Source organism: Scytonema sp. UIC 10036 (genome assembly GCF_009725235.1).
This window is the reverse complement of record NZ_WJFC01000031.1, coordinates 50124-74701: the sequence shown is the minus strand read 5'-3', so window position 1 is coordinate 74701 and position 24578 is coordinate 50124. Positions and strand designations below refer to the sequence as shown.

8 protein-coding genes and 2 pseudogenes are annotated in these 24578 nt (G+C 43.7%); 8 read left to right on the top strand and 2 right to left on the bottom strand.

Features of this window, described 5'->3' with window-relative positions; genetic code table 11:
- Positions 1-42 precede the first annotated feature (42 nt).
- Together F7734_RS16925 and F7734_RS16920 are read right to left on the bottom strand one after the other, a co-directional pair.
- Positions 43-1713 carry an IS200/IS605 family accessory protein TnpB-related protein gene (locus F7734_RS16925; protein WP_155745781.1) on the bottom strand — a complete coding sequence of 557 codons (1671 nt, stop codon included), beginning with the start codon at positions 1711-1713 and terminating at the stop codon, positions 43-45.
- A gap of 118 nt (positions 1714-1831) precedes the next feature.
- Complete coding sequence (locus tag F7734_RS16920) at positions 1832-2065, bottom strand: hypothetical protein (protein ID WP_155745780.1); 234 nt, start codon at positions 2063-2065, stop codon at positions 1832-1834.
- Between the two features lie 479 nt (positions 2066-2544).
- On the opposite strand from F7734_RS16920, the gene F7734_RS66130 reads away from it, so the two are divergent.
- The 8 genes and pseudogenes from F7734_RS66130 (at position 2545) to F7734_RS63530 (ending at position 24571) form a co-directional block, all read left to right on the top strand.
- Entirely contained in the window at positions 2545-6453 is a 3909-nt protein-coding gene (locus F7734_RS66130; RefSeq protein ID WP_155745779.1) for a hypothetical protein, read from the top strand.
- A gap of 18 nt (positions 6454-6471) precedes the next feature.
- Positions 6472-7458 (top strand): hypothetical protein, encoded by a 987-nt coding sequence (locus tag F7734_RS16910; RefSeq protein ID WP_155745778.1) that lies wholly within the window; start codon positions 6472-6474, stop codon positions 7456-7458.
- Positions 7459-8586: 1128 nt separating this feature from the next.
- Positions 8587-9156 (top strand): annotated as a pseudogene (locus F7734_RS16905) (reverse transcriptase N-terminal domain-containing protein); the annotation flags it as partial.
- 508 nt (positions 9157-9664) lie between these two features.
- Positions 9665-11449, top strand: a complete 1785-nt coding sequence (locus tag F7734_RS16900) for a reverse transcriptase/maturase family protein (protein WP_166481678.1) — start codon at positions 9665-9667, stop codon at positions 11447-11449.
- A gap of 109 nt (positions 11450-11558) precedes the next feature.
- Positions 11559-12500 (top strand): annotated as a pseudogene (locus F7734_RS16895) (reverse transcriptase domain-containing protein); the annotation flags it as partial.
- A gap of 941 nt (positions 12501-13441) precedes the next feature.
- A complete protein-coding gene (locus F7734_RS16885) occupies positions 13442-14191 on the top strand; it encodes a hypothetical protein (RefSeq protein WP_155745776.1) in 750 nt (249 codons plus the stop codon).
- A 230-nt stretch (positions 14192-14421) separates the two neighbouring features.
- The gene (locus F7734_RS63535; RefSeq protein ID WP_243146923.1) at positions 14422-19329 is read left to right on the top strand and encodes a putative Ig domain-containing protein; all 4908 of its coding nucleotides are present in this window, start codon (positions 14422-14424) and stop codon (positions 19327-19329) included.
- Between the two features lie 34 nt (positions 19330-19363).
- Entirely contained in the window at positions 19364-24571 is a 5208-nt protein-coding gene (locus F7734_RS63530) for an RHS repeat-associated core domain-containing protein (protein ID WP_243146922.1), read from the top strand.
- Positions 24572-24578: the final 7 nt, after the last annotated feature.

The following is a 24578-nucleotide window of genomic DNA, read 5'->3' as shown; positions in this document are numbered from 1 at the left end:
GCTCAAAACTTGGGCAAACTTAAGGATTTACGCCCTTAAGGCTTAAGAGAACCCATAGCGCGGAGGTTTTTTGTGGATATGAGGGGTCACGAGGACCTGTACAGTATCAAACCTCAAAGAGGTCTTTGTTTGCCGTAGCTTGCTGTACAACGAACTGTTAGTTCGTGCCTGTTTGATACCAAGAGAATACCATCTGTGACGATTAAAACCGCCACAGATGTTAATTCGCTTAGCTACCTTCTTCCAAGCTCCCGACTTCAATTTGTCCTCCGGCTTCTTGAAGTAAGAATCAAGGTGAGCGGGTAATCTTTCAGTCCGATTCTGACTGCGCCGCGCCACTACCAATGCAGCAGCACAACCAGAATTCAGACCATAAGCCGCCATGTATTTCGTAACACCAATTACGCTGGTATAGGCAGCATTAACTTTGATTAGTTCTACCCCAGATTTAATGCAACGAGACTCAATCATTTGGGTGAACTGACTGTAAGCCATGTTAGAGAGCATCCGTGCATACTTTGCACCTTTCTCCTTCATGGATGCTTTCTTTTGGGCAAAATCTAAATCTTCAATAACTACGGGTACACTGTACTTCAATGCAATTCTAACTACTTCAGATACAGCTTTCCCAATGATATCTTTTGTTTGTGCGGAGCGCTTGGACTGAACATTAATTTTAATAGAACCATGACGCTTCAAGTTCCCATAACGATCTATCAATACCCAATCAATACTGCCTGGATTAAAGTCTATTCCTAATGCACCGTTTTCTAAGGACGACTTCAAGTGAGGGTCAGGACTTTCTAAAGTTGCATTAATATAAACCTTGTCATCTTTGTTAACTATCTCGTAAGTGACTGGTAGATAACTGCCGTTCCTGGAAGTTTCAATCTTCTCCCCATTTTTCCCATGACGAGTAGATGTGCGGCGTACTGGTTCTATCGCTGCTAATAACCACTCTTGACCGCGGAAAAAGCTGATATCGTGCAGGATAACACTATCGCCATACTTTGCCCGAAGTCCGGGAGTACAAGTGATAGTTAACGTATGTTGGAGAGCGTCATACCTAACTAACTGGTTGCCAGAAAGAAAGTTCTTTGAACCTATGAAAAATGAACGATTAGAACGTGCATTCCGCCAATCGAGCAGCCACTCTTCATGAGATTTGTATCTGTTCTCTTCTAACCTGTACTGCTTCTCAAATAGCTGAGACGATCCAAAGGTTACGGTAAAATGTCCAGTGGCTTTTGATTCTTTGAGACGACAGATTTTAGCATCAAGCTGATTAATTTTCTGTTGCTTGAAATGAATCTTTCTTTTTAACTTTTTGGCAGTTGATTCTTGTCCAGACGCTATAGCTTTATTAAGGTGAAATTCTAACTTCTTAATAGTCCGGCGAGTCTCTCTAATTCGGTCATAGTTCTCTTCTATATACAGGTCTACTAATTCTGCCTGAGAACTGTAAGTTGCCGACGCTTTATTGTAAGCATTCTTGGCTTCTGAGTTAGAGATACCGAAACGCTTTTCCAATTCTTTACAAATAGTCTTTTCTAACTCAGACTCTTTGGATTGTGTCTTGCCAATTCGATTTCTTAACGAGAACGCGAGACGAGTGGCTTGCCCGAAGATTACTCCATATTCCTCCAAGTAATCTAGCGCTGTTTTATTTTGAATGTTGTTAGTGGCTGTTGTTTGGATAGTTACAACGGACAAGCTTGCTCACCTCCTTAAATTCCTCAGCTTACTAGTATTATACACAAGAATCTAGCTCAATTCCATAAGTTTCTGAAATCAATGAAGCACACTTTTATCCAATTCCTCTATTAGGGATTTATTTTGATGACATCAAGCGCCCATACAACCGAGCAGAAAATACTGTAATAATTTCTAAAACGTCTTGTACTAGTTCAGGTTCAGGTGTCGCATTAACATCGTAGTTGATGATAATAACCTCTCCGTTTAATTGTTCGCACACCTCGAAAATTAGCTCGGAGCCAAATCTTAGTAACCGGTCTAGGTGGGTGACAACTAGCCGCCTTGCTTCACCAGCAACAAGCAGCTTCACCAACGCCTGCTAAACCACGTAAGTTGAGCGTTAATTCCTGAACCTATATCGGTAATTATTTCGTAATCCCACCCATGGTTTTCGCTTTCAACCGCTAGTACAATTGACTGGCGTTGCAGATCAACTTTGCTGTGGACGAGTACTTACCCGTGCGTAACAGATTGTTTTCCCGGCAACGCTAGTAGCGTTCCTAGAAGTTTAGCAACGTCATATCTTCGCTTGACAAGCGCTAGTACGTTCAAAGGATAATTTTACCAACTTCAACCGACCGTCTGGTGAGTATCGGGATGCACACCTAATAGATCGCTGGCATTTTGTCGGGAAATATTGGGTATCGTTTACATTTACTCAAGTTTATCTAGATTAACATAGAATTTTCCTTTGCAGCACTCACCCGATCGCTCACTATTTCAGATTTAGAACCGTTTCTTGCTGACCCGGAACAGCTTAACACTCAACCCGTAGCCTTACAATTAGCAGTGGCGAGTTATTCCCAAACCCCACACTCGTTGCTAGGAGTCTTAGTCGATAGCCCCAACGCGTCGGTTGCTGAAGCCGCACAATTGCACATCAACTGGGCAGGAGAAATCAGTGAAGATGGGCAGAATGCCGTTGATAAAGCGTTAAAATCGCGCTATTTGGGGCAAAATGACAGATTAGCAGTTGAATTGCTCAAAATTGGGCCTGTTCCCCCCTGCTTCCTCAGTAAGTGGGTTCCCAATCAACATCTCATTCAAGCCCTGAGCAACCGCTATTTACCGCCACGATATTACCTCCAGCTGCTGGAACGCTTGGCACAAGAACCCAGCCTAGAACCACGCTTACAAGTGGCAGAAAGCCCAGAAGCCCCCCTAGCAATTTTAGAATCCTTAGTGGGAGACTTGGAGTTAGCTATTCGCCTCGCCGTGCAATATAACCCCAGTTGTCCGCCGGAGTTGGTGGGCTTGGTACAAGGACAGCATGAGATAGCGAGTGACTGCGATACAGATGCGGAACAATTAGCGAATTTAGCACAAAGTCGTTGGGATTGGATACGTTTAGCGGTAGCACAAAATCCCTCAACTCCTGAAGAAACCCTGCTGGTGTTGGCAGAGGATAAAGTTTTTCAGATTCGGTTAGCTGTGGCGAAAAATTCGGTCACTTCAGCTCGGGTTTTGGCAGTATTAGCGGCATCCGATCCGGGGATTCAAGCTGTGGTGGCGGGACATGATAACGCTACTGAAGAAATTTTACATCGTTTGTTTGCGACACAACAGGGAATTATTAAAAGTTGTTCCAATTTACCAGTCAGTATTTTAGAGCGGATTTTTAATCAAGGTCAAGTAGATAATAATTCTCGGTATTTGTTTTTCAAACAACCGAATACACCAACTTGGATTTTAGAACGATTTGCAGACGTGGATATAGAAGCTATCAGACAACAAAAGGCTGCACTCCGTCCTCACAAACCAGAATTAGTAGAAATATGGACGACAGAGGCTTTAGACTTTCTGGTAGATATTGCGAAGCATCCGCATGTTTCTGGAGAGATGTTAGAAAGGTTAGCACAGTATCCTAATGCAAATGTGCAGTTGGCTGTGGCTCAGAATATCCAAGCACCTGAAGAACTTAGATTGCAATTATTAAAAAAGTTAGTTATTAATTCAAGCGATCGCATTAAAGTTAAAATTGCAGAAAATAGCAGCACTCCTGTGACTATTTTGGCAGAATTAGCAGGAGAGTTATTTTCGTTTCACCAACAAATTCTAGAGATCGGTCAAAACATTCCTAATTTTTCTCCGGCTCTTATTGATACAATTATTGACTTTTTTAACCGTTATCCATCTCCCAAGCAAATTCTATTTTGGCTCAGACAAGATGCAGCATTTCGAGAGCCGATCTTACAAGATTGGGATGAATTGGTAAATGCTCTTGATGAACAACAAAAACAGCAACTTACGACACTTGGTGGCGCAATGCTACCTGCAATTGGTTTAAATGGTGGTGTTCCTTCTCAAGATCGTATATGGCTTAAGGGTAGTCCTTTTGATGCAGAAGAAAAAAATTCATCTAATTATCTTCTCTATGGCTTATTACTAATGTTTGAAATGTCAGATAGCAGTAATCAGTCTAAAGCAGTTGTTGTTGCTTTACTTGGTAATCCTTCTACACCCAATACTTTACGCGATCGCCTATGGGAAAAATATAGAAAAGAAGCGGATAGTTTAAATCGCCATTCTAAAGATGCTTCCCTGCGATTAGCTCTTGCTTGTAATTCAGCAGTTCCCGAACTAGAGCGATTAGAATACCTACAGCAAGCGCTTTCTTCTGGTTGGAGAAACATTCAAGAAGCTATTGCCAAACATCCCGATACGCCAGTAGCAATTTTAGAAAAGATCGCTCAACAAGGAATCGGCGGATTACAGCAAATTGTTAAAAATCCTAACGCACCTGTTCATCTTCTTGAGCAAGCTGTTGAGAAAATTGGAAATTCTTATGGACAGTCTCACACCTTAGTTGATGTTGCCAAAAATCCTAATACACCTATTGAGTTGTTAAAAGAACTGGCTTTCAATAAAGGTAACAATGGAGTCTGTGCAGCGGTTCTACAAAATCCTCATGTCGATCACTTAATGAGATATAAAATTCAACTAGAACTACAAAAAAGAGAAGACACTTCACAAGTACATCAACTTTTTGCTAATCGTTCCAACAGTCCCTATGCTTTAGATCAAGTTGTTGAAACCGGAGATCGAAACGCTAAAATTACCGCAGCCCGTAGCCACAAAACTCCAATTACTATCCTCGAACGACTAGCAAAAGATAGTGATGCAATCATTCGTCAAGTTGTCTCTGAGAATCCTAACTTACCGCTTCCTATTCTCTTGGATCTCACTCAAGATGAGAATGTCTACGTGCGTTTGAATTTAGCGCGCCGTCGCTCTCGAATAGAAATTTTAGAACGATTAGCTCGGGATGAATCCGATTCAGTTAGAGCAGAAGTTGCAGGAAATAAAAATACTCCCGTAGAAATATTAATTCAACTCGCTCAAGATTCGAGCAGAGAAGTGTGTGTTCAACTAACTAAAAATGAGAAGACACCTGTCGAAGTTTTAGAATTTTTGGGAGTAGAAAAGAAACTTGCTAATGCTTACAATTTGAAAACTCCAGGAAATGCCTTAGCAGCAGTAGTAGAAGACACTTTAAAAAGAGATCGCGGTACACAAGAGAAAGTATTCGAGTGGTTGCTCAGAAATATTGAAGGTTCTCAAATGCCTGCTATTACGCTCGAAAAACTAGCAACAAACACAAATTCGTCGATTAGATCGAGTGCTGCTCATCATCGCAACACTCCGTTGTCTGCATTAGAGAAAATGATAGATGATACTTATAAACCTGTTCTTTGGGGTATAGCTAGAAATCCTAATAGCTCACCACAATTGTTAGAAAATTTGCTGAATAAGCATTATGAAGAAGTTGCTGGTGCAATGGTAGAAAGACAAGAAATTCCTGTCAATGTCATGGAAAAATTGTTAGAAAATCAGTCCCAATATGTTCGTGAACCTGTAGCATCAAGACACAATCTTCCCCCAGAATTGATGGCAAAAATAATTGCTACAGAAACGGAAGAACCTGTCTTAATGTCTCTTGCTCGTAACCCAAATCTAACACCAGAGTTATTAACTCAGTTCATACAGCATTCTAATTCAAATGTGCGTACTGCTGTAGTCGGTCATCCCAATTTAATCGAAGCGCATTGGCAACAATTAGCCCAAGATAAAGCCTTACCTGTACGGGAAGCCGTTGCTGCTAGTGGGAGCGTACCACATTATATTTTAGAGCTTTTGTCAACAGATGAAAGAGCAGAAGTGCGGAGTAAAGTAGCAACAAATTCTCGGACTCCAGAAAATGCATTAGCAACTTTGGCGCGAGATGAAGACTTAACCATTCGTGCTGCGGTGGCGACTCATCCCAACTTACCACCGGCTCAACTCGAAGTACTTGCTCGGGATGAAAAAGTAGAAGTGCGTCGTGCTGTAGCGCGCAATTCTCATACACCTCCTGCGATGCGTGCTTCCGTGCAAGATTTAGTCATACAACCGACTGCACGCCAAACCCAACTCAGCCCTACATTACGCGGTTTGAGCCGAATCTACAACCCCCAAACAGATGATTTAGCGACAGTGTTATCGGAGTATGTAGAGTCAGACGTTCCTTTTGTGCGTTTGGTGGCGTTGTTGCACCCTCTGACACCTGTTGAGATTTTACAACAGAGAGCGCAGTCAGCATCTTGGCTGGAACGTTACGCAGTAGCAGATAATCCAGCGACACCGACAGAACTTAAACAACAGCTTGCTGAAGATGGCAATCAAATTGTCAGGGCAGTTGCGATCGCTCGTTTATCTTAGACATAGGAGGAAAAATTCATGAAACCTGAAACTGAGCAACGTCTGGGGACACTGGAAGTTCTTTTGGAAAAAGAAATATACTACTCTCTTCCATGTCATGAAGATAGTGCAACCTTACAACCCTATGCTTGGGATGCAACTATCAAAGGTGAATTTACGCCTTTAAATCTGATTAAATCTGAAGGTTGGATAATAGAAACTGACCCAGAAGTTGTGTTTACAAATTGGTTGTGGATAGAAGAAAATGGGTTAGCGTCGAGTCTCATCCATCTTTACAAGAAAGATCCACAAAAAATTCTACTAGATGAACCTAGTAAAAATAAAAGATACCAACAATATTCTAATTTACTGAATTTATTAACAGAGAGAATCAAGAATTTGCAGGCTTTTAGTTTCAGCTATCACTCTAATTATTCCCTCTCAGTTGTTGTGGGAAGAGTTACTGATAATCAACGCTGGATTTGTCTTTCTGCAACTGTTCCCCAAGAAACCCCTAAATTTATTAATGAACTTATTCACTGTTCACCTTACAAAGAAGAAAAGCCATCTAATTTAGAAGCAGAAAAATTGTCACAACTTGAGATAAAAATTAATGACATTCTTAGAGAGTTAGGGGAGATCGGGATATATGGCTACTATGATGGTGGCTATGGGCATATTCACAATCATAGTATCGTTTTAACGTCAGGGGATAGTCAAGAAGAAGCAATTAATAATGCTTTGTTAGCATCGGGTTTAGTTGGAATTTATCAAATTGAAAAATTGACGATTCAAGGAAGAGGAGGTTGGGGCTTTTCTGTTGACGATAGAGATTGCGATCCAGATGAGGTTACCAATTTAATCAATTTTCTCAATACTGTTTTTCCTCAATTGCTACTTTATCGCTTTTGTTTTTGGGATTACGAGCATCTTTATATTGTAGGAAAGACAGATGATTCCCAAGGGGATAGTTCCGCTTCATACGTTGGAGTTGCCATTCACAGTCAGTTTACATACAATCCTTAACGCTCTTTCATCACTCTGAGGAGAGTATAATAATCAAAAAATTACCTAGTTCTGGAGTTTAGCCATGATAGCGCCCAGAAAACCCGTTGCAACGGTCGGCTTTGTGGACGATTATTGTGCGAAGTATGAAGATATCTTTCCAGAAGTCAGAAGTTATGAGTGTTTAAATATCTTCAGATGGGAATAATGTCAGAAATTAAGCGAAAGTCGCTCCCGGCGAGCCTCCTGGCGGAGGAGCTTCGCTAACGCTAAAGTTATAGGCTTAGACAATGAACAGCCTTTGCATCATTTTTTAACAGATTCACCTTGGGATATGAAAATCTTGGAAAAGCGGAGATTATCTCTAACGTTATCAATGTTGAAAGGAGAAAAATTTCTGTTAGTAATAGATGAAACCTAATTCTCATCAAATAGAAAGATGGTGAGCCAGCGCGTTGCGGGGGTTCCCCCCGTTGTAGCGACTGGCGAACCCGAAGGGTGGGAGATTATTTGTTGCGTGTATTTGATGATAAGTTGGCACGCTATTGAACGAGATGTAGCGAACCAAACTCAAACAGAAACTAAAGTGCGATTCGTTGGTAGCCGAATCCCGGTATCCAGTCCGGACATAAGCTACCTAGGATGAACCCAAAATTAATCCTGAACTCTTGGTCGGATGTGGGTGCAAGCCCCACTCATCAGACTCAGATGTAACTCCTTATCTGCCCACAGTGACCGTCACTCGGTTTGCGGAGGCTGAAGCTGGGAACAGGGCGCAATCAGACGGCTGTTATGGGTTGACACTGGCGCTAACAGGGAGTTCCTACGGTGAAATCGAGCCTGCAAAAGCGACCTATCTGTAAGCGGGGCATAACGCTCAAACCCCGACTTGACTGGAGTATTCCCGCCTCACTTTTTTAGGCGTAGAGGCAAGAGTCGAAAAGGGCAAAGCCCAGGGAATCCAGTGGTTGAATTGGCTACACCTAACGGAACGAACAATCTGACTAAGGGAACGAATAAAAACGGATTGAAGGTCAAGGGCGAGGTCGAACCCCTTGTAGGCAGGACGAGATGCGGAACCCCTTCGATTCGGGTAGGACACAGCGTAATTGCTGTGAGGTGTTCAGAGTAAATGAATTGGAGTAGAGTATGATTAGACGCAGTAGCAATATTAGCGAATCCTGGAAAACGTTACCGTGGAAGAAATTCCGCCAAAACCTATTCCGCCTGCAAAGAAGAATTTACAAAGCTGTTTGTGTTGGTGACAAAAGGAAAGCTCGGTCACTTCAAAAGCTGATTCTGAAATCCACCTCGGCACGAATGCTTGCTGTACGTCAAGTATCGCAGTTGAACGCTGGGAAAAAGACCCCAGGAATCGATGGCATAGCAAAGCTCACCTTTTCGCAACGGTTCGACCTAGCAGAGGAACTACTACGCCACGGCAGAAATTGGCAACACCAAGGACTGCGCGAAATCCCCATCCCTAAAAAAGATGGCAAGATGCGAATTCTTAAGGTTCCTACTATGGCGGATAGGGCGTGGCAATGCCTCGTCAAATACGCACTAGAACCAGCGCACGAAGCAACGTTCCACGCAAGGAGCTACGGGTTCAGACCGGGACGATCTACGCATGACGCGCAGAAATTCCTGTTCTTAAATTTAAGCTCCAAAGCAAACGGAATAACCAAGCGAGTTATCGAATTGGATATAGAAAAGTGCGTGCGCCGCGACGATTAACGCGGTATTCCCAACCAAGTTGGGAGAGACTAAGAAGAATGTCTCTAAGTCAACCAACTTACCTGGAGTCGAAAGACAAAAGGGACAACAGCATGTTGGTAAAGCCGGAAATGGAGAGAAGGCGTTAAAACCATTGTTCGGCAAGACTTGTGTGACAAGGTGAAGATTAAACTATCTGAAGCCCAATTCTGACGGTATACTCGATTACCTATTCCTACAACGCCTAAAAGGAATAATCGTTTGTGTGTAGTTTTAAGCATTTGAACCACACAACTTCTTTAAACGAAGTCAGCCACCGATGAGATGGCTTAACGAATGAGTGGGACACCTAAATCACACTGATACGTACCGAGTTGATGAAGCGCGGGATGGTCTATGGGACGCGAGTCCTATGACTACAGAGTTCCCATAGTAGTCCGAGGGCGGGAAAGCCGTCCACATGGCAAAGGGGAACAGGTATTTCTTACATTGTTACCGAGAGGTACGCGAGATGCGAAACGCCGAAACGGTGTTAAATGTAATCCGAGACAGGGGGTACCGGGGTTTACCACTGGATGATGTCTACAGACAGTTGTTCAATCCCGACTTGTACCTTTTAGCGTATAGCCGCATTTATAAAAATGCTGGAGCAATGACGCCTGGGATAACTCAGGAAACTGCTGACGGAATGTCCATGAAAAAGATTGAAACTCTTATCGAAGAGATTCGATATGAACGCTTTCGATGGACACCAGTGAGGCGAATTAATATTCCCAAGAAAAATGGGAAAACTCGACCACTAGGTATTCCTACTTGGAAAGACAAATTGGTTCAAGAAGTAGTACGTTTAATATTAGAAGCGTATTATGAACCCCAATTTTCCGACAACAGTCATGGTTTCAGACCAAAACGCGGATGCCATACGGCGCTAACAGTAATAGACCGCACTTGGCAAGGAACCAAGTGGTTTATTGAAGGAGATATCAAAGGCTGTTTTGACAACATAGACCATAAAATCTTAATGTCAATTCTGTGCGAGAAAATCCAAGATAACCGCTTCCTGAGATTGATTGAAAACTTACTCAAGGCAGGTTATTGTGAGCAATGGAGATATCACTCCACCCTCAGCGGAACACCGCAAGGCGCGATAGTATCACCCATACTCGCCAATATCTATCTTGATAAATTCGATAAATTTATCGAACGGACACTTATCCCAGAGTATACAAGAGGTAAAGCAAGGGCAGAAAATCCGGAATACTCAAAACTCGTAAAACTTGCCTGGTATTACAGGAAGAAGGGACAAATTGAAAAAGCGCGTCAACTGGAAATTCAATACCAGCAAATGCCTTCCAAAGATGTTCGTGACCCTAAATACAGAAGGCTAAATTATGTGCGGTACGCTGATGATTTTCTACTTGGATTCATTGGTTCATTTCAAGAGGCAAAAGAAATCAAGGAAAAATTGAAGACATTTCTAGCGGAAAATCTTCAGCTAGAATTATCTAAAGAAAAGACCTTAATTACTCATGCTAGAAACGAAGCAGCGAACTTCTTAGGTTACGAAATTCTAGTTCAATATTCCGACACTAAGCATACCAATGGTAAGCGCTCAATTAATGGAATTACTGGACTAAGAATTCCCACAAGCTTTGTAGAAGAAAAATGTTCTCTCTATATGAGAAATGGGAAACCCATTCACCGCCCTGAATTAATAAATGATGATGATTTCACTATCATCAACATTTACCAATCAGAATATAGAGGGTACGTACAATTCTACAGCCTTGCTCAAAACATCGCGTGGCTCCAAAAACTCCAATGGGTTATGTGGAGTTCGTTGATGAAAACTCTTGCTTGTAAACACAAAACTAGCGTGGCTAAAATTTGCGCGAAGTATCACAAGACGGTAAAACTGCCACACGGTCTAAGAAAGTGTGTCGAAATCACCGTCCCAAGAGAAGGCAAGAAACCCTTAGTGGCTCGTTTCGGTGGTATACCACTAAAACGCAACCTAAAAACAATCATAGAAGACCTGCCACGAGCGCGAAAGCCCGCGTTCAGAAATGAACTGATTAAACGGCTTCAAGCTGATGAATGCGAGATTTGTGGGGCAAGAGGTGATATTGAAGTTCACCATATTCGCGCCCTCAAAGACCTCAAAACCAAAGGTAGAAAAGAAAAACCGCAATGGATGCAAATCATGTCCGCACGTAGGAGAAAAACTTTGATGGTCTGCCCTCAATGCCATGATGCTATACACGCAGGTAACCCCGCAGGTAAACAAGTCTCATGATAATGGAATACTGGAGAGCCGTGTACCTGGAAACTCGTAAGCACGGTTCGGCGGGGGCTAGTTGGAAAAGGAGCCAATAATTGGAAACCTCGCTAGCTAGCTACCCACTTTCGATAGGATAAGCCATTCGGCGATTATGGACAGACTCATTGCTACCCGTAGCATCAGGCAAGGAATCTTTCGTTGCCTCAAAGCCGGAGTCAATCCAGAATTCCCAGAACAAGGTACTCCCCAAGGGGGTGTGGTGAGTCCTCTACTTGCGAACATTGCGCTCAACGGGATTGAGGACATTCACCAATCTGTAAGATATGCAGATGATATGGTGATTATACTCAAGCCAAAAGATAACGCGCAAGAAATACTCGACCTCATCAGCAAGTTCCTCGCCGACAGGGGAATGAACATCAGCGAAAAGAAGACCAAGTTAACCGCTACGACAGACGGTTTTGACTTCCTCGGTTGGCGCTTTAAAGTGCAAAACAACGGGAAATTTCGGTGCGTCCCTTCTGCGGACAACTTCAAAAAGTTCCGTCAGAAAGTCAAAGCCGTCGTCAACAACTCAAACTATGGTGCTAAGGTGAAAGCCCTTAAGCTTGCGCCGATAGTGAGGGGTTGGAGGAATTACCACCGCTATTGCAAGATGGACGGTTCACGGTTCTCCCTATACCACATCGAAACAAGAGCGTACAAGGTATTCAACAAGGAATCTAAGCAGACACGCTACTCCAGCAAGAAACTGCTAGACAAAGCGTTTCCATCGGTTCCTTACTCCGAGAATAAGTTTGTCAACGTCCAAGGGACTAAATCTCCTTTTGACGGTGACATCGCCTACTGGAGTCAGCGTAACAGCAAACTCTACGACGGTGAAACCTCTGTTGCCTTAAAACGGCAAAACCATACCTGTGCAGCCTGTGGGCTTAAGTTCCTAGCAGATGAAAGAGTTCACCTCCATCATCAGGACGGAAACCACGCCAACTGGCGCAAAGAAAACCTGATAGCAATCCATGAAAGCTGTCATGACTACCTGCATATGAGCAAAAGCGCAAGCTAAGAACATCGAAAGCTGGGTGCAGGGAAACCCGCACGCCCAGATTGAACGGAGAGGTGCGGGAGATAATACTCCCCATCGACTCCAACAAGAGCCCTCCAATATCTGACAAAGAACCTGAAATTTACAGTCAGCATGAGTGGTGGGATTTTACGCTGGGATGGAAGTCAACCTTAAATAACTTGCGCTTAATTATTCAGCCATGTGTATTTTTTAATTGACTCAAGCCTTGGTTAGATATTTTTGAGATTCCTGGCTTAGAGAACGGATTTTTGTCACTACAGAATATGATGAATCAATTTCGTGGTTACATGAGATTCGACTCTGGATAAATTGGGAACACAATTGTTATTCTCTGGCTAGAGTGATGAAAGAGCGTTAATTATCATGTGGGCGTGTGGTCTTGTTTTTCCTTGGTACTCGGCATCGTAGTGGAGTGCGAGGATATATTGATTTTTGTTAAGGTGCAGTTTTTCCAACAAATCTTGTGCTATACAGCAATATTCCAGATCGGTGAGGGGTCTATCTTCTGGGGAAGGATTTTGGTGATATCAAAACAGTTCTAGCTTTACGCATTCTTGACAAAATTCCCTCTCTTTAAAAACTTTAAAAAAACTAGAAATGGTTTAAAAGGACTTTAAAAACATTTCAATGACTTCAGGTTTTCTACTGAATTTTTAGGAAGAGAGGCGAATTTCTGGAAATGTCGCTTGCTATTCCATCTTTTTAGATTTATAAATAAAAATGAAAATAACTCAAAATTTTTTGGTAATTGAGTAAACTCTATTCGCACAGAAATACTCTTACTCATTATCTAGATTCAAGTGCCAGACATTTGGAACTGGGAAACCGGATAGAATTCCACAGTAATCCGGTGTAGATTTGCGTGCTGATAAAGACAAGAATGCTAAAAAATCTAGGTATTGATTAAAAAGAGATATCCCATGAGCCCAAAATTAATAGTTCCCGATTTCGTCATTGCTGCAGCCGTTGGAAGCAATCCCCTTTCCACAGCAAACACGGACTTTCTCAAATACACCGATACCATTCCAAAAGATTGGGAGTTAGCCCAGCAGCCAAGATATACAAACAGTTCCGCTCAGTTAAACTTCGTCAATGGCATTAGCATGACTGCTGGACTGAACCAAGTCGCGTTTATAGAACCGCTTGGTGACAGGAGTTTGTTGGATATCTCGATCCCTGAAATTGCTGGCAAATACGCACAAGCCCTGCCAAAGATGGACTTTGAAGCTGTAGGTATTAATTTTAGAGGATACGTTTCTTTTGCAGGCTCTCAGGATGCCGCGAGAAAATATGTGGTAGAAACCCTGCTCTCACAAGGTGTTTGGCAATCCGAGGGAGAAGAACTCATCCGAGCTTCACTCAACTTGGTTTACAAATTTCAACGTGCTCCCCTTTACCTCAGCATCACTGAAGCAGCGTTGCGTAATGAAGATGAAACAACCACTCCAATTGTCATGTTTGGTGGCAGTTTTAGCTACGAACTGAGCGGTGATTCTGGAGCAGAAAAAATCAACAGCCTGCATCAAGCTATTGGAAATTGGACAGATGACCTGAAGGGATACTCTGAATTAATTAATAACAAGTTTCTTGCACGTATAACTGAAACTATCTCCGAGACTCCTGCTACAGTCCCAGATTTATTCACCATGAGACCGACTTCAATAGCTTAAGAACGTCAATAATACTCTAGATGCTGCAAGCGTATTGAAACTATCAACGAGTAGCACTGGACATTTTTAGAATTAAATCAATTCAATAATCAGCAAGAATCATTGCTGTCTGTTTGGGCTTGAGGAAAAGAGCATGCGTGCTTGACTCTTCAAGCTCATAAATAGGCAGAAATCTCATATTAAGTCTAACTACTAACACAAAATCATTTCCTACTAGCAAAGGGTTAGTTATGGTTCGTCCTGTCAGCTTTTTCACCAACGGTGCATCTCAAAATAATGATAGTTTGCTGCCACAATCTCTCCTAGAAAGTGCATCTTTAGTTGCACCGTTAGATGACAATTCATTTTTACTGGATTGGCAAAAAACGCCTAAGACGAACAGTGGCATAGACCTCCAGGCCTCCCAATTAGACCGCCAAAAGAAAGCAGACACGACAAGCGACAATACAGAGGATATAACTAACTCCAACACTTTTGCCCTCAATCCCTTCGACCAACCGCTACTATTCAAGCAACAGCCATATATTTATCGCATTCCATCCCAACGTAAGAAGTTTAAAAGTAATAAGGAAAAAGATATCCTTACGGGTGGTGAGAACGCTAGCCCACTCGTCAGCGGTTCCCAAGCGGATACCCTAACAAATACCAGTACCAACCAGCGGTCTTTGTCAACTTCGAGCGCGGGTGCATACGATGAAAGCACAGGTTCCACTTCCTTAAGTTCTGAACCACCAAAGATCACTTCGTTTGCCTTAGTTAACGATACTGCTCCTGGTGGGACTACGAATACTGACAAGATTACCTCTGACCCAACGACCAGAGTAAGTGTTCCTTATCCTGAAGAAATTTATGAGTGGAAAGCAGGTTTTAATAACACTCCTGAAGCCAACTACGTCAATATTTTGCCGGAGATGAAACCAACTGGCGTCACAATCTTTGACCGCACAGCGCTAAATACGATTTATGGCAGTTCCTTACCAGATGGCACACACGTCTTGTATATCTTAACAAGACGGGACGAAGGAGAGTTGATTTCAGTATCTAAAGAATCTTTTACTTTTACTCAAGACACGACTCCTCCCCCTCAACCAGCATTCAATTTAGATGCGGCGTCTGATTCCGGTACGGTTGGCGACAAGAGAACCAGTTTTAGTACGGTAACGTTGGTCGGTCAAACCGAAGCTAGCGCGAGCGTAAAGTTGGAGCAAACGGGAGCGACAACCACAGCCGATAGCACTGGCAAATTTACCTTCACCAATGTCTCCTTGACAATAGGAGATAATCCCTTCACGGTACGGGCAACCGATAGAGCTGGTAATCAACAACAAAGTTTTTCCACCACAATCAAACGTATTAGTCCACCTACTGCCATTAACTTAACCAGTAACACGGTAGCAGAAAATAGTGCCATTGGAACCGTTATCGGTCAATTGAACAGCACTGATCCGGATGTGGGAGACAACCACATTTATAGTTTGGTCAACGATGGGGGCGGGCGCTTTAAAATTGTTGGGAATCAGTTGCAAGTTGCTAACGATACGTTACTCAATTTTGAAAACCTCAAGCAGCACAGTATTGAAGTTCGCAGTACCGATCTTGATGGGTTAACCAAAAGTCAGATTTTTACCATTAACGTCACTAACGTTAACGAAGCTCCCACTTTTACGAGCAAACCTTCCACATACACGGGGACTATAGGTAGCGCCTACTCATATAGCATCACCACCACCGACCAAGATACGGGAGATACTCGTAAAATTACCGCTATTAACCCTCCAAGCTGGCTCAAGTTAGTGGATAACGGTAACGGCACTGCCACTTTGAGCGGCACTCCTACCACCAGTGGGATCTTTAATGTTGATTTAAAAGTAGAAGATGTTGGGAAAGCTTCTTCAATCCAATCGTTCCCCATTTCGGTAATTCCCAACTTCTCCCTGGCAGAAGGAAAGAACTTCGCGACCACTTACACGATTCCTTTCACAATCCCGACCAATCCTTCCCTCATAAGCTTTAACATCAATCCCCAATTCGACACCAAAGATTTAGATTCGATTAAAGATGCTTTTGAGGTGGCTTTAGTCGATGAAGCAGGCAATTCTTTGGTGCATACTGTTTCTAGTGGGAGAGATGCTTTCTTCAACTGGACTGAAGGTGAAGCCGTTGCCCTGGGTGCGGGTACGACTTACAACACGTCTAACCGTACTGTCAGCTTGAACTTAACTGGTACTAAACCCTTAACCAACGCCAAACTGATATTCCGCTTGGTCAACAACGATGACGATACGACAACAAACGTCAGCATTACGAGTTTTGCCATCAATCCCGCACCAGTTGGCACATTAAGAGCTGTCCAGAAAGATTTTGGTACGCAAACATTGCCCAGCACTTCAACAACGCCTAACTTCAACTTGTTGGCAGATGTCTCCAATAGCTTCCTAGCTGAATACCATCGCACGAGCTTTAACGCTGACACCAAGCTATTGCATACAGACATTGCCCTTCGCAACACTGGCAAATACAGCGTTGATGGTCCGTTGCTTGTTGGCGTTACCCACATTAGCGACCCCACTGTAACGCTACACAAACCCGATGGAATTACTCCAGAGGGGATTCCTTACTACGATTTCAGCAAGTTAGTCAGTGATAGCAAAGTAGAACCCCTAGAACTAACTAACCAACGTTCTTTAACATTCTACAACCCTCAAGGCAAGCAATTTACCTATGACTTGGTGGTACTGGCGCAGTTAAATCAAAAACCCTCAATTCAGAGCCAACCCATAACAGAAATCATTGGCGGTCAGCAATACCGCTATGATGTCGATGCCACTGACCTGGGGGGCGACGTTTTGACTTACAAACTGCTGTCATCTCCTGTTGGCACCACAATTGACTCAAAAACCGGGCTGATTACCTGGAACACCCTCACTACCAACAAAGGCAACCACACGATACTGGTAGAAGCCAACGACAATCGTGGTGGAGTGACAACGCAACAGTTCGCGCTCTCGGTCATCGATGTACCACCCAACCGACCCCCTGTTTTTACGAGCGTTCCAATAGTTGATGCAGCAATTAATACAAACTACACTTATCAGGCGATCGCCAAAGACGCCGATCGCGACACATTGACCTTTTCACTGGTCAACAAGCCAGAGGGGATGACAGTCAACCCCAGTACGGGCGTGGTGAGTTGGACTCCCAATGGCAATCAATTGAACACTTATGACGTGACCTTAGCTGTAACGGATGGCAAGGGAGGAACGGCACAGCAAGTCTTTAAAGTCAAGACTCAGATGGAGCCGGGTAATAGTGCTCCAGAGATCGTTAGCGAACCCATAACCCGCTTTGGTTTAAAAGATAAACAGTATAAATATCAAGTCAAAGCCGTTGATTTTAACAATGACTCTCTTACCTATAGTCTGATAAATCCGCTTCCTGGAGCAACTATTGATGCAAAGACCGGCGAAATCCAGTGGTCTCCCCAAGTAATTGGCTCTTATAACTTTCAAGTTCAGGTGACAGATGGGCGCGGTGGATTTGACACGCAAAGCTTTGCAGTATTGGTATCCAACGCTTTGGGTAAAATTGAGGGTCTGGTATGGCACGACCTCAACCGCAATCGCATACCTGATATTAGCTTGATTCAAGGAGATACACCAGACATTCTGTTGGTTGTTGATAACTCCGGAAGTACTGGGGGGCGCTACATCGATTGGACGACTGCTAACTTAAACGAATTTGCTAATAGCACTTCTTTAAGCATTTTGGATACAGAATTAGCTGGTGTGGTCGCTTTTAACCAGCAATTAATTGACAAAGGTCGTGGCAAAACAGCTCGTGTTGGGGTGATTGTATTTAATAGCGACGCTATAGCTCTTGACATGGACCCAGTGACGAATGGAGTCCAGTTCACTACTACCCCAACCGCCGACAAAAATAACAACGGAATTTTAGACATCAGAGAAGCGCTCACCTTCTCAGCCGATGGAGGCACAAATTTCACCCCACCCTTAAATTTAGCTCAGTCCATCTTTACTGCTTTGGGCACAACTTCGGGTAAGGGCAATATCATATTCCTCTCAGATGGAGAGGGCTCATTAGATCCCACAATTGTCAGTAGTCTGAAAACCAAGGGAGTTAATCTCAAAGCCTTTGGTATAGGGAATGGATCTGATATCAATCAACTTCGCAACATTGACCCAGAAGCCCAACGATTGACCTCAGCGCAAGAAATTATCAACATTTTCAACGGAGAAGACGAAAGGTATCAATCAGAACCTGGTATAGCAGGCGTGACCGTGTACTTGGATTTAAACAACAATGGCATTCTTGACACGGCAGAGCCTAACACGGTTTCCATGTCTGACAATCCACAAACTGTCTCTGTGGAAACAGGTCAATATAGTTTCACTAATTTGCTGCCTGGTACTTACACGGTGCGGCAAGTCATGCCGAATGGTTATACGCGAACCGCTCCCACTGCTGGATATTACATTCCTACTATCACTACTAGTGGTGAATCTCACTATAGCAATTTTGGACTTGCCGAACCTACAACCACAATTCCAAATAGCAAGCCGACTTTTAAAACAAATGCACCTGTCTCTGCTAAGGTAGGCGAACTGCTCAAGTACAAAGCAAAAGCAACTGACCCTGACCCCGATTTTCTCACCTACGATCTGCCATTGAAACCAGAAGGCATGACGGTTGATGCTTCAACTGGCGTTGTCGTCTGGACACCGACTCCCGATCAAGTTGGTAAATTTGATGTCATTCTTCGGGTTGCTGACGGTAGGGGTGAGATTGACTTGCAATACTTCCAAATTCAAGTCACTTCAGCCAACACTGCCCCTGTCTTTACATTGACACCCACTCAAGAACTGACAGCAACCGTTAACACCACTTTCCAATATCAGTTCGCCGCTATCGATGCTCAAGGAGACCCAATTACTTACAGCTTGGAAAACCCTAACGACGCTACTATCGATGCAAAAACGGGAGTTTTCACCTGGAAACCATCTGCTACCGGTCCAAAGTCGTTTACTGTTGTTGCTAGCGATGGCAAAGGACGACTGCAACGCCAAATACTTTGTATGCCTACGATATCAAAGCCACGGATGCAGAGGGAGATAGCTTAAGTTATTCCCTTGACACTGCATCCCTTGACAGGGCATGAAGATTGATGCATTCGGTCGATTGCGCTGGACTCCCACACTAGGTCAAATCACCACCACCACTCCCCATAAGGTGACGGTTACCGTCAGTGACGATAATGGTGGTAGCAAACTGCACGAGTTTAACATAACTGTTGCTGCCGATACTATCAAACCTCAAGCCACTTTGATTGCCAATACAGACTCTGCTAAAGTCGGGTCAGAAGTCACATTCCTTGCTAAGGCAACAGATAATATCAAAGTTGCTTCCTTGCAACTGTTGGTGAACGGCACAGTTGTCCAACTCGATCCCAACGGCATGGCAAAGGTAAAAATGACCCAAACCGGAAATATTTCTGCCATAGCCAAAGCAACTGACACGGCATTGAATGAGGGACAATCGGCTACATGGAACGTTTTGGTTACCAATCCCAACCCCAACAATCCCCCACCCAACATTAGCCTCAACTTAAGTAACATTCCCAACGGCATCGTGACCGCACCGACTAACATCATCGGTACTGTCAGCGATGATAACCTCATCAATTACATTCTTGAGGTAGCACCACTTGCGGGGGGCGAATTTAAGACAATTGGAAGCGGCACCACGACAGTTAGCAACAACGTTTTGGGTAAATTTGACCCCTCACTGCTGCAAAACGACACTTACCGACTGCGCCTGAGTGCTTATGATGCGAATGGCAATGGCAGAGTTGTCGAAGAAACAATTGATGTTGCAGGCGAATTGAAACTCGGTAACTTCCGCTTGTCCTTCACTGACCTCACAGTTCCTGTGACTGGCATCCCTATTACCCTAACCCGTACTTACGATACCCTGACCGCCAACACCACTGACGACTTTGGCTATGGTTGGAGGATGGAGTTTAGGGATACCGACCTCCGTACCAGTGTTGCACCTCCAGATGAACTGCAAAAAGAACTGGGTGTATGGAATCCCTTCAAGGAGAATACAAGGGTATACATTACTTTGCCAGGAGGTAAGCGAGAAGGATTTACCTTTAAGCCCAAGCAAGTCCAGCAGCTCGACGATACACCATTACTCAACTTCGCCAAATATATATACACGCCGGAGTTTGTTGCCGATGCGGGTGTCACAAATAAGTTGAGTGTTGAATTTGGTGGATTCATGACTCCAGGAAAAGATACTCCAGGATACTACGGTTTTGCTGGCAATGCCTTTAACCCTGCCGACCCATACTTTGGTGGCAAGTATAAATTGACAACCAAAGAAGGAAGGGTTTATGAAATTGATGCCAACACGGGGGATTTACTGAAAGTTACGGATACAAATGGGAATACCTTGACATATACGGATGATGCGGTTACGATCTCCGACGGTCAGAAAATCACTTTTGAGCGCGATGCACAAGGTCGCATTGCCTCAGTCAAAGACCCAATGAGCTATCTCATCAAATATGACTATGATGCGAAGGGCGATTTGATTGCGGTTACGGATCGCGAGAACAATACGACAAAGATGGAGTATGGCAGTAAAAAGCTGCACTACCTCGATAAAATCATTGACCCATTGGGCAGAACTGGAGTTAAGACTGAGTACTGGGATGATGGTCGGATCAAACAAATTATCGGTGCTGATGGTAAACCCGTACAGATGGCTTACGACCCAGCCAACTCTGTGCAAACAGTTCAAGACCAACTCGGTAACCTGACAATCTACGAATACGACACTCGCGGTAACATTGTTACCGAAATCGATGCTGAAGGTAAGATCGCCAAACGCAAGTATAAGGACGACAACAATCTCTTTGAAGAAACTGTCATCTCAGACCGCTCTGACCCCAATCCAAATGATAATATCCAAATTGGCTTTACTACCCAATACAAGTACGATGCACTTGGTAACAGGCTTTCAGAAGAAGTAGGTATTGTCACTCGTTATATCACTGATGCCACAGGTAAAAAGATCGTTGAGCAGCAACCTTCAGGTTACAAAACTACCTACACCTACGGCAAGAACAGTCGTTTGCTAACTGAGACTGACCCGTTGGGGCGCACGACAATTAATACTTACGATGATAAGGGGAATTTACTCAACACGACTGATGCATCTGGAAAGACTACAAATTACGGCTATAACCTCAGAGGTCAACTCCTCAAGGTCACAGATGCACTTCAACAAACCACTCGGTTCACTTACGACAAAAGTGGAAATGTTGCTACTGTAACTGATGCACTCGATAAAGTAACTGCTTACACCTACAACAACAACGGAGACAAACTTACCGAAACCAGGACAAGGACAACACCGACTGGCGTGCAAACACTGCTAACTCAGTGGACGTATGATAAAGAGGGACACCTCAGAACAATGACCGATGCCGAAAACCGGACTACGACCTACGAGTACGACAAGCTTGGTCGGCAAACGGCAGTTATTGATGCACTCGCTCGAAGGACAGAGTATGTCTATAACGAGAAAGGTGAGCTTGTTGAGACAATTTATCCTGACAACACGAGCACTACAAAGGATGACAATCCACGCATAAAAACCAAGTACGACGCTGCGGGTCGCCAAATCGAGACCATCGACCAACTGGGGCGGGTGACGAGGTATATTTATGACAAAGTCGGCGAACTGCGTTTTACGGTTTATCCCGATAAGACACCAGATGACCAAAATCTCTCACCTCAACTGTGGGACAATCCTAAAACTGAAACCATCTACTACACTGATGGGTTGGTGAAAGCTCAAATTGATGAGCTTGGTAATCGTACTGAGTTTCGCTACGATGCAGCAGGGAGGCAAACTGAAATTATCTACGCGGATGACACCCCTGCAAACCAACTTGACAATCCCAAAACAACTTATAAGTACGACAAAGTAGGACAACGCATTTCTGAAACTGATGCTCTTAACCATACCACCACCTTTGTCTACGACGATCTCGGACGGCTCAAAGAAACTCGTTTCCACGGGCATCGTTACATAACTCAGGAATATGATGCATTAGGTCGGCGTATTGCGGCTATTGACCAAAACAGGAAGCCCACAGAGTATCGCTACGATGCGCTGGGTCAATTGACAGGTGTGAAAAATGCTTTTGGAGATTGGACTGAGTATGGTTACAACGAGGTCGGTAACTTAATCTGGATGGAGGATGCTCTCGATCGCCGCACCAACTATGAATACGATAAGCTTGGTCGGCGCACGGCAGTCATTCAGCCCATGGGTCAACGCTCTGACACGACCTACGATGCGGTAGGCAATCTCAAGACTTATACTGACTTCAATCGCCGTACCATTACCTACGATTACGACCCCCAAAATCGCATGACCTCAAAGCTGTTTGGAGATGGCTCAAAGGTCACTTACACCTACACAAACACCGGATTACAAGACGTTGTTAAGTTCATAAATGCGAGTAGCGTGACAACGGCGACCTATGACAGTGATTACGATGAGCGCGATCGCCTCATTCAGCGCACCGATAATATTGGTGGAGTAAACCGCAGTATTAGCTACACCTACGATGCTGCAAGCAATCGCACATCAGTTACTACACCGAGTGGTACGGTGAACTACACCTTTGATCGGCGCAATCGCCTTGACAAAGTGATTGAGAACAACATCGTCACAGCAGACTACGACTACGATGGAGTGAGCAATCTAGTTCTGACAAAATTTGCCAACGGGACACAGGAAATTCGCCACTACGACGATCTCAATCGCCTACAGTCTCTGGAAAACAAAAAAGCTAGTGGTGAGATAATTTCCAGCTACACCTATACCTTAGATGCGGTTGGCAATCGTACTAAAGTTGTGGAACACAATGGGCGTAGCGTTGATTATACTTATGACGACCTATATCGGTTGACCCAAGAAAAAATTACCGATACGGTCAACGGGAATCGCATCTATGACTACACCTACGATAAAGTTGGCAACCGCAAGACTAAGAAGGAAGCCGTGAATGGTGTGACAACTCTTACAGAGTATGCCTACGATAACAATGATCGCTTACAGAACGAGAAGGTTAACCAGGTAGCTATCGCCACTTATACATATGACAACAATGGCAATACCTTAACAAAGACCGAAAACGGCATGACAACTACATATACCTGGGATTACGAGAACCGTCTGGGTGCCGCAACGCTTAAGAATTCATCAGGTGTTGTGCTTCAATCAATGCAGTATCGATACAACGATAATGGTATTCGGGTTGCATCGGTGGTGAACAATCAAGAAACGCGCTATCTGATTGATACTGTTCAGCCCTACGGTCAAGTGTTAGAAGAGTATTCTCCCAATGGCGCAGTACAAGTGTCCTATACTTACGGCAATGACTTGATTTCCCAGAAACAGGGCACTAAGAGCACCTACTACCATGTTGATGGATTGGGCAGCACGCGAGCGCTAACTGATGCAAGTGGCAATGTGGTCAACACCTACAACTATGAGGCATACGGGGAACTGCTGAACTCTACTAGCAGTGTGAGTAATAAGTATATGTTTGCTGGCGAGCAGTATGACTCAGCACTAGGAGATTACTATCTCAGGCAACGCTATTACGACACTGAAACTGGGCGGTTTACTAGGAGAGATACCTATGAGGGTAAGTTACTCGAACCAATAACCCTGCATAAGTACATTTATACTAATGACAATCCGGTTAATTTTACCGATCCGACGGGATTGTTCAGTCTCACTGAAATCTCTAGCATTCAAAAAATTCAAAGTATTTTGGATGCAATAGATACTATCAGCTTTGTTACTGATTTCCTAAATGCAGGTGAAGAAATACTCAAGGATTACGTAGTATTAAATTTACCAACCGGAATAGATATTACTCAAGGTGTTCTTGACTTTTTCTCTAATTTTGGACCTCAAGATTACATACTTCGAGCTTTGGTTTATGGAGGAGGAATACCTGTTCCTAAAGCACTAGTAAGAGAAGTTCTTCAAAGGATGCCCTCTTGGTATCGAGGACCACGAAGGATTCCTATCCTTGGCGGCGGAAGCCCGTTTACAAGCCCATACAGTATCTTGTCACTCTTCTTTGAACAATCACGGTGGAATAGACTCCCACTCCCCCCTACAGTTTTAGGAATTCCCACTCGTAGAATCTTAGGAAGTGACAGATTACTTAGAATAGTAGGTAGAGTCCACCAGTTGGCTGCAATAGGACTTCTAGCTTACGATGTATATTCAATCGTTAACTACTTGAATAATTCGGAAAAATAAAAAGAGG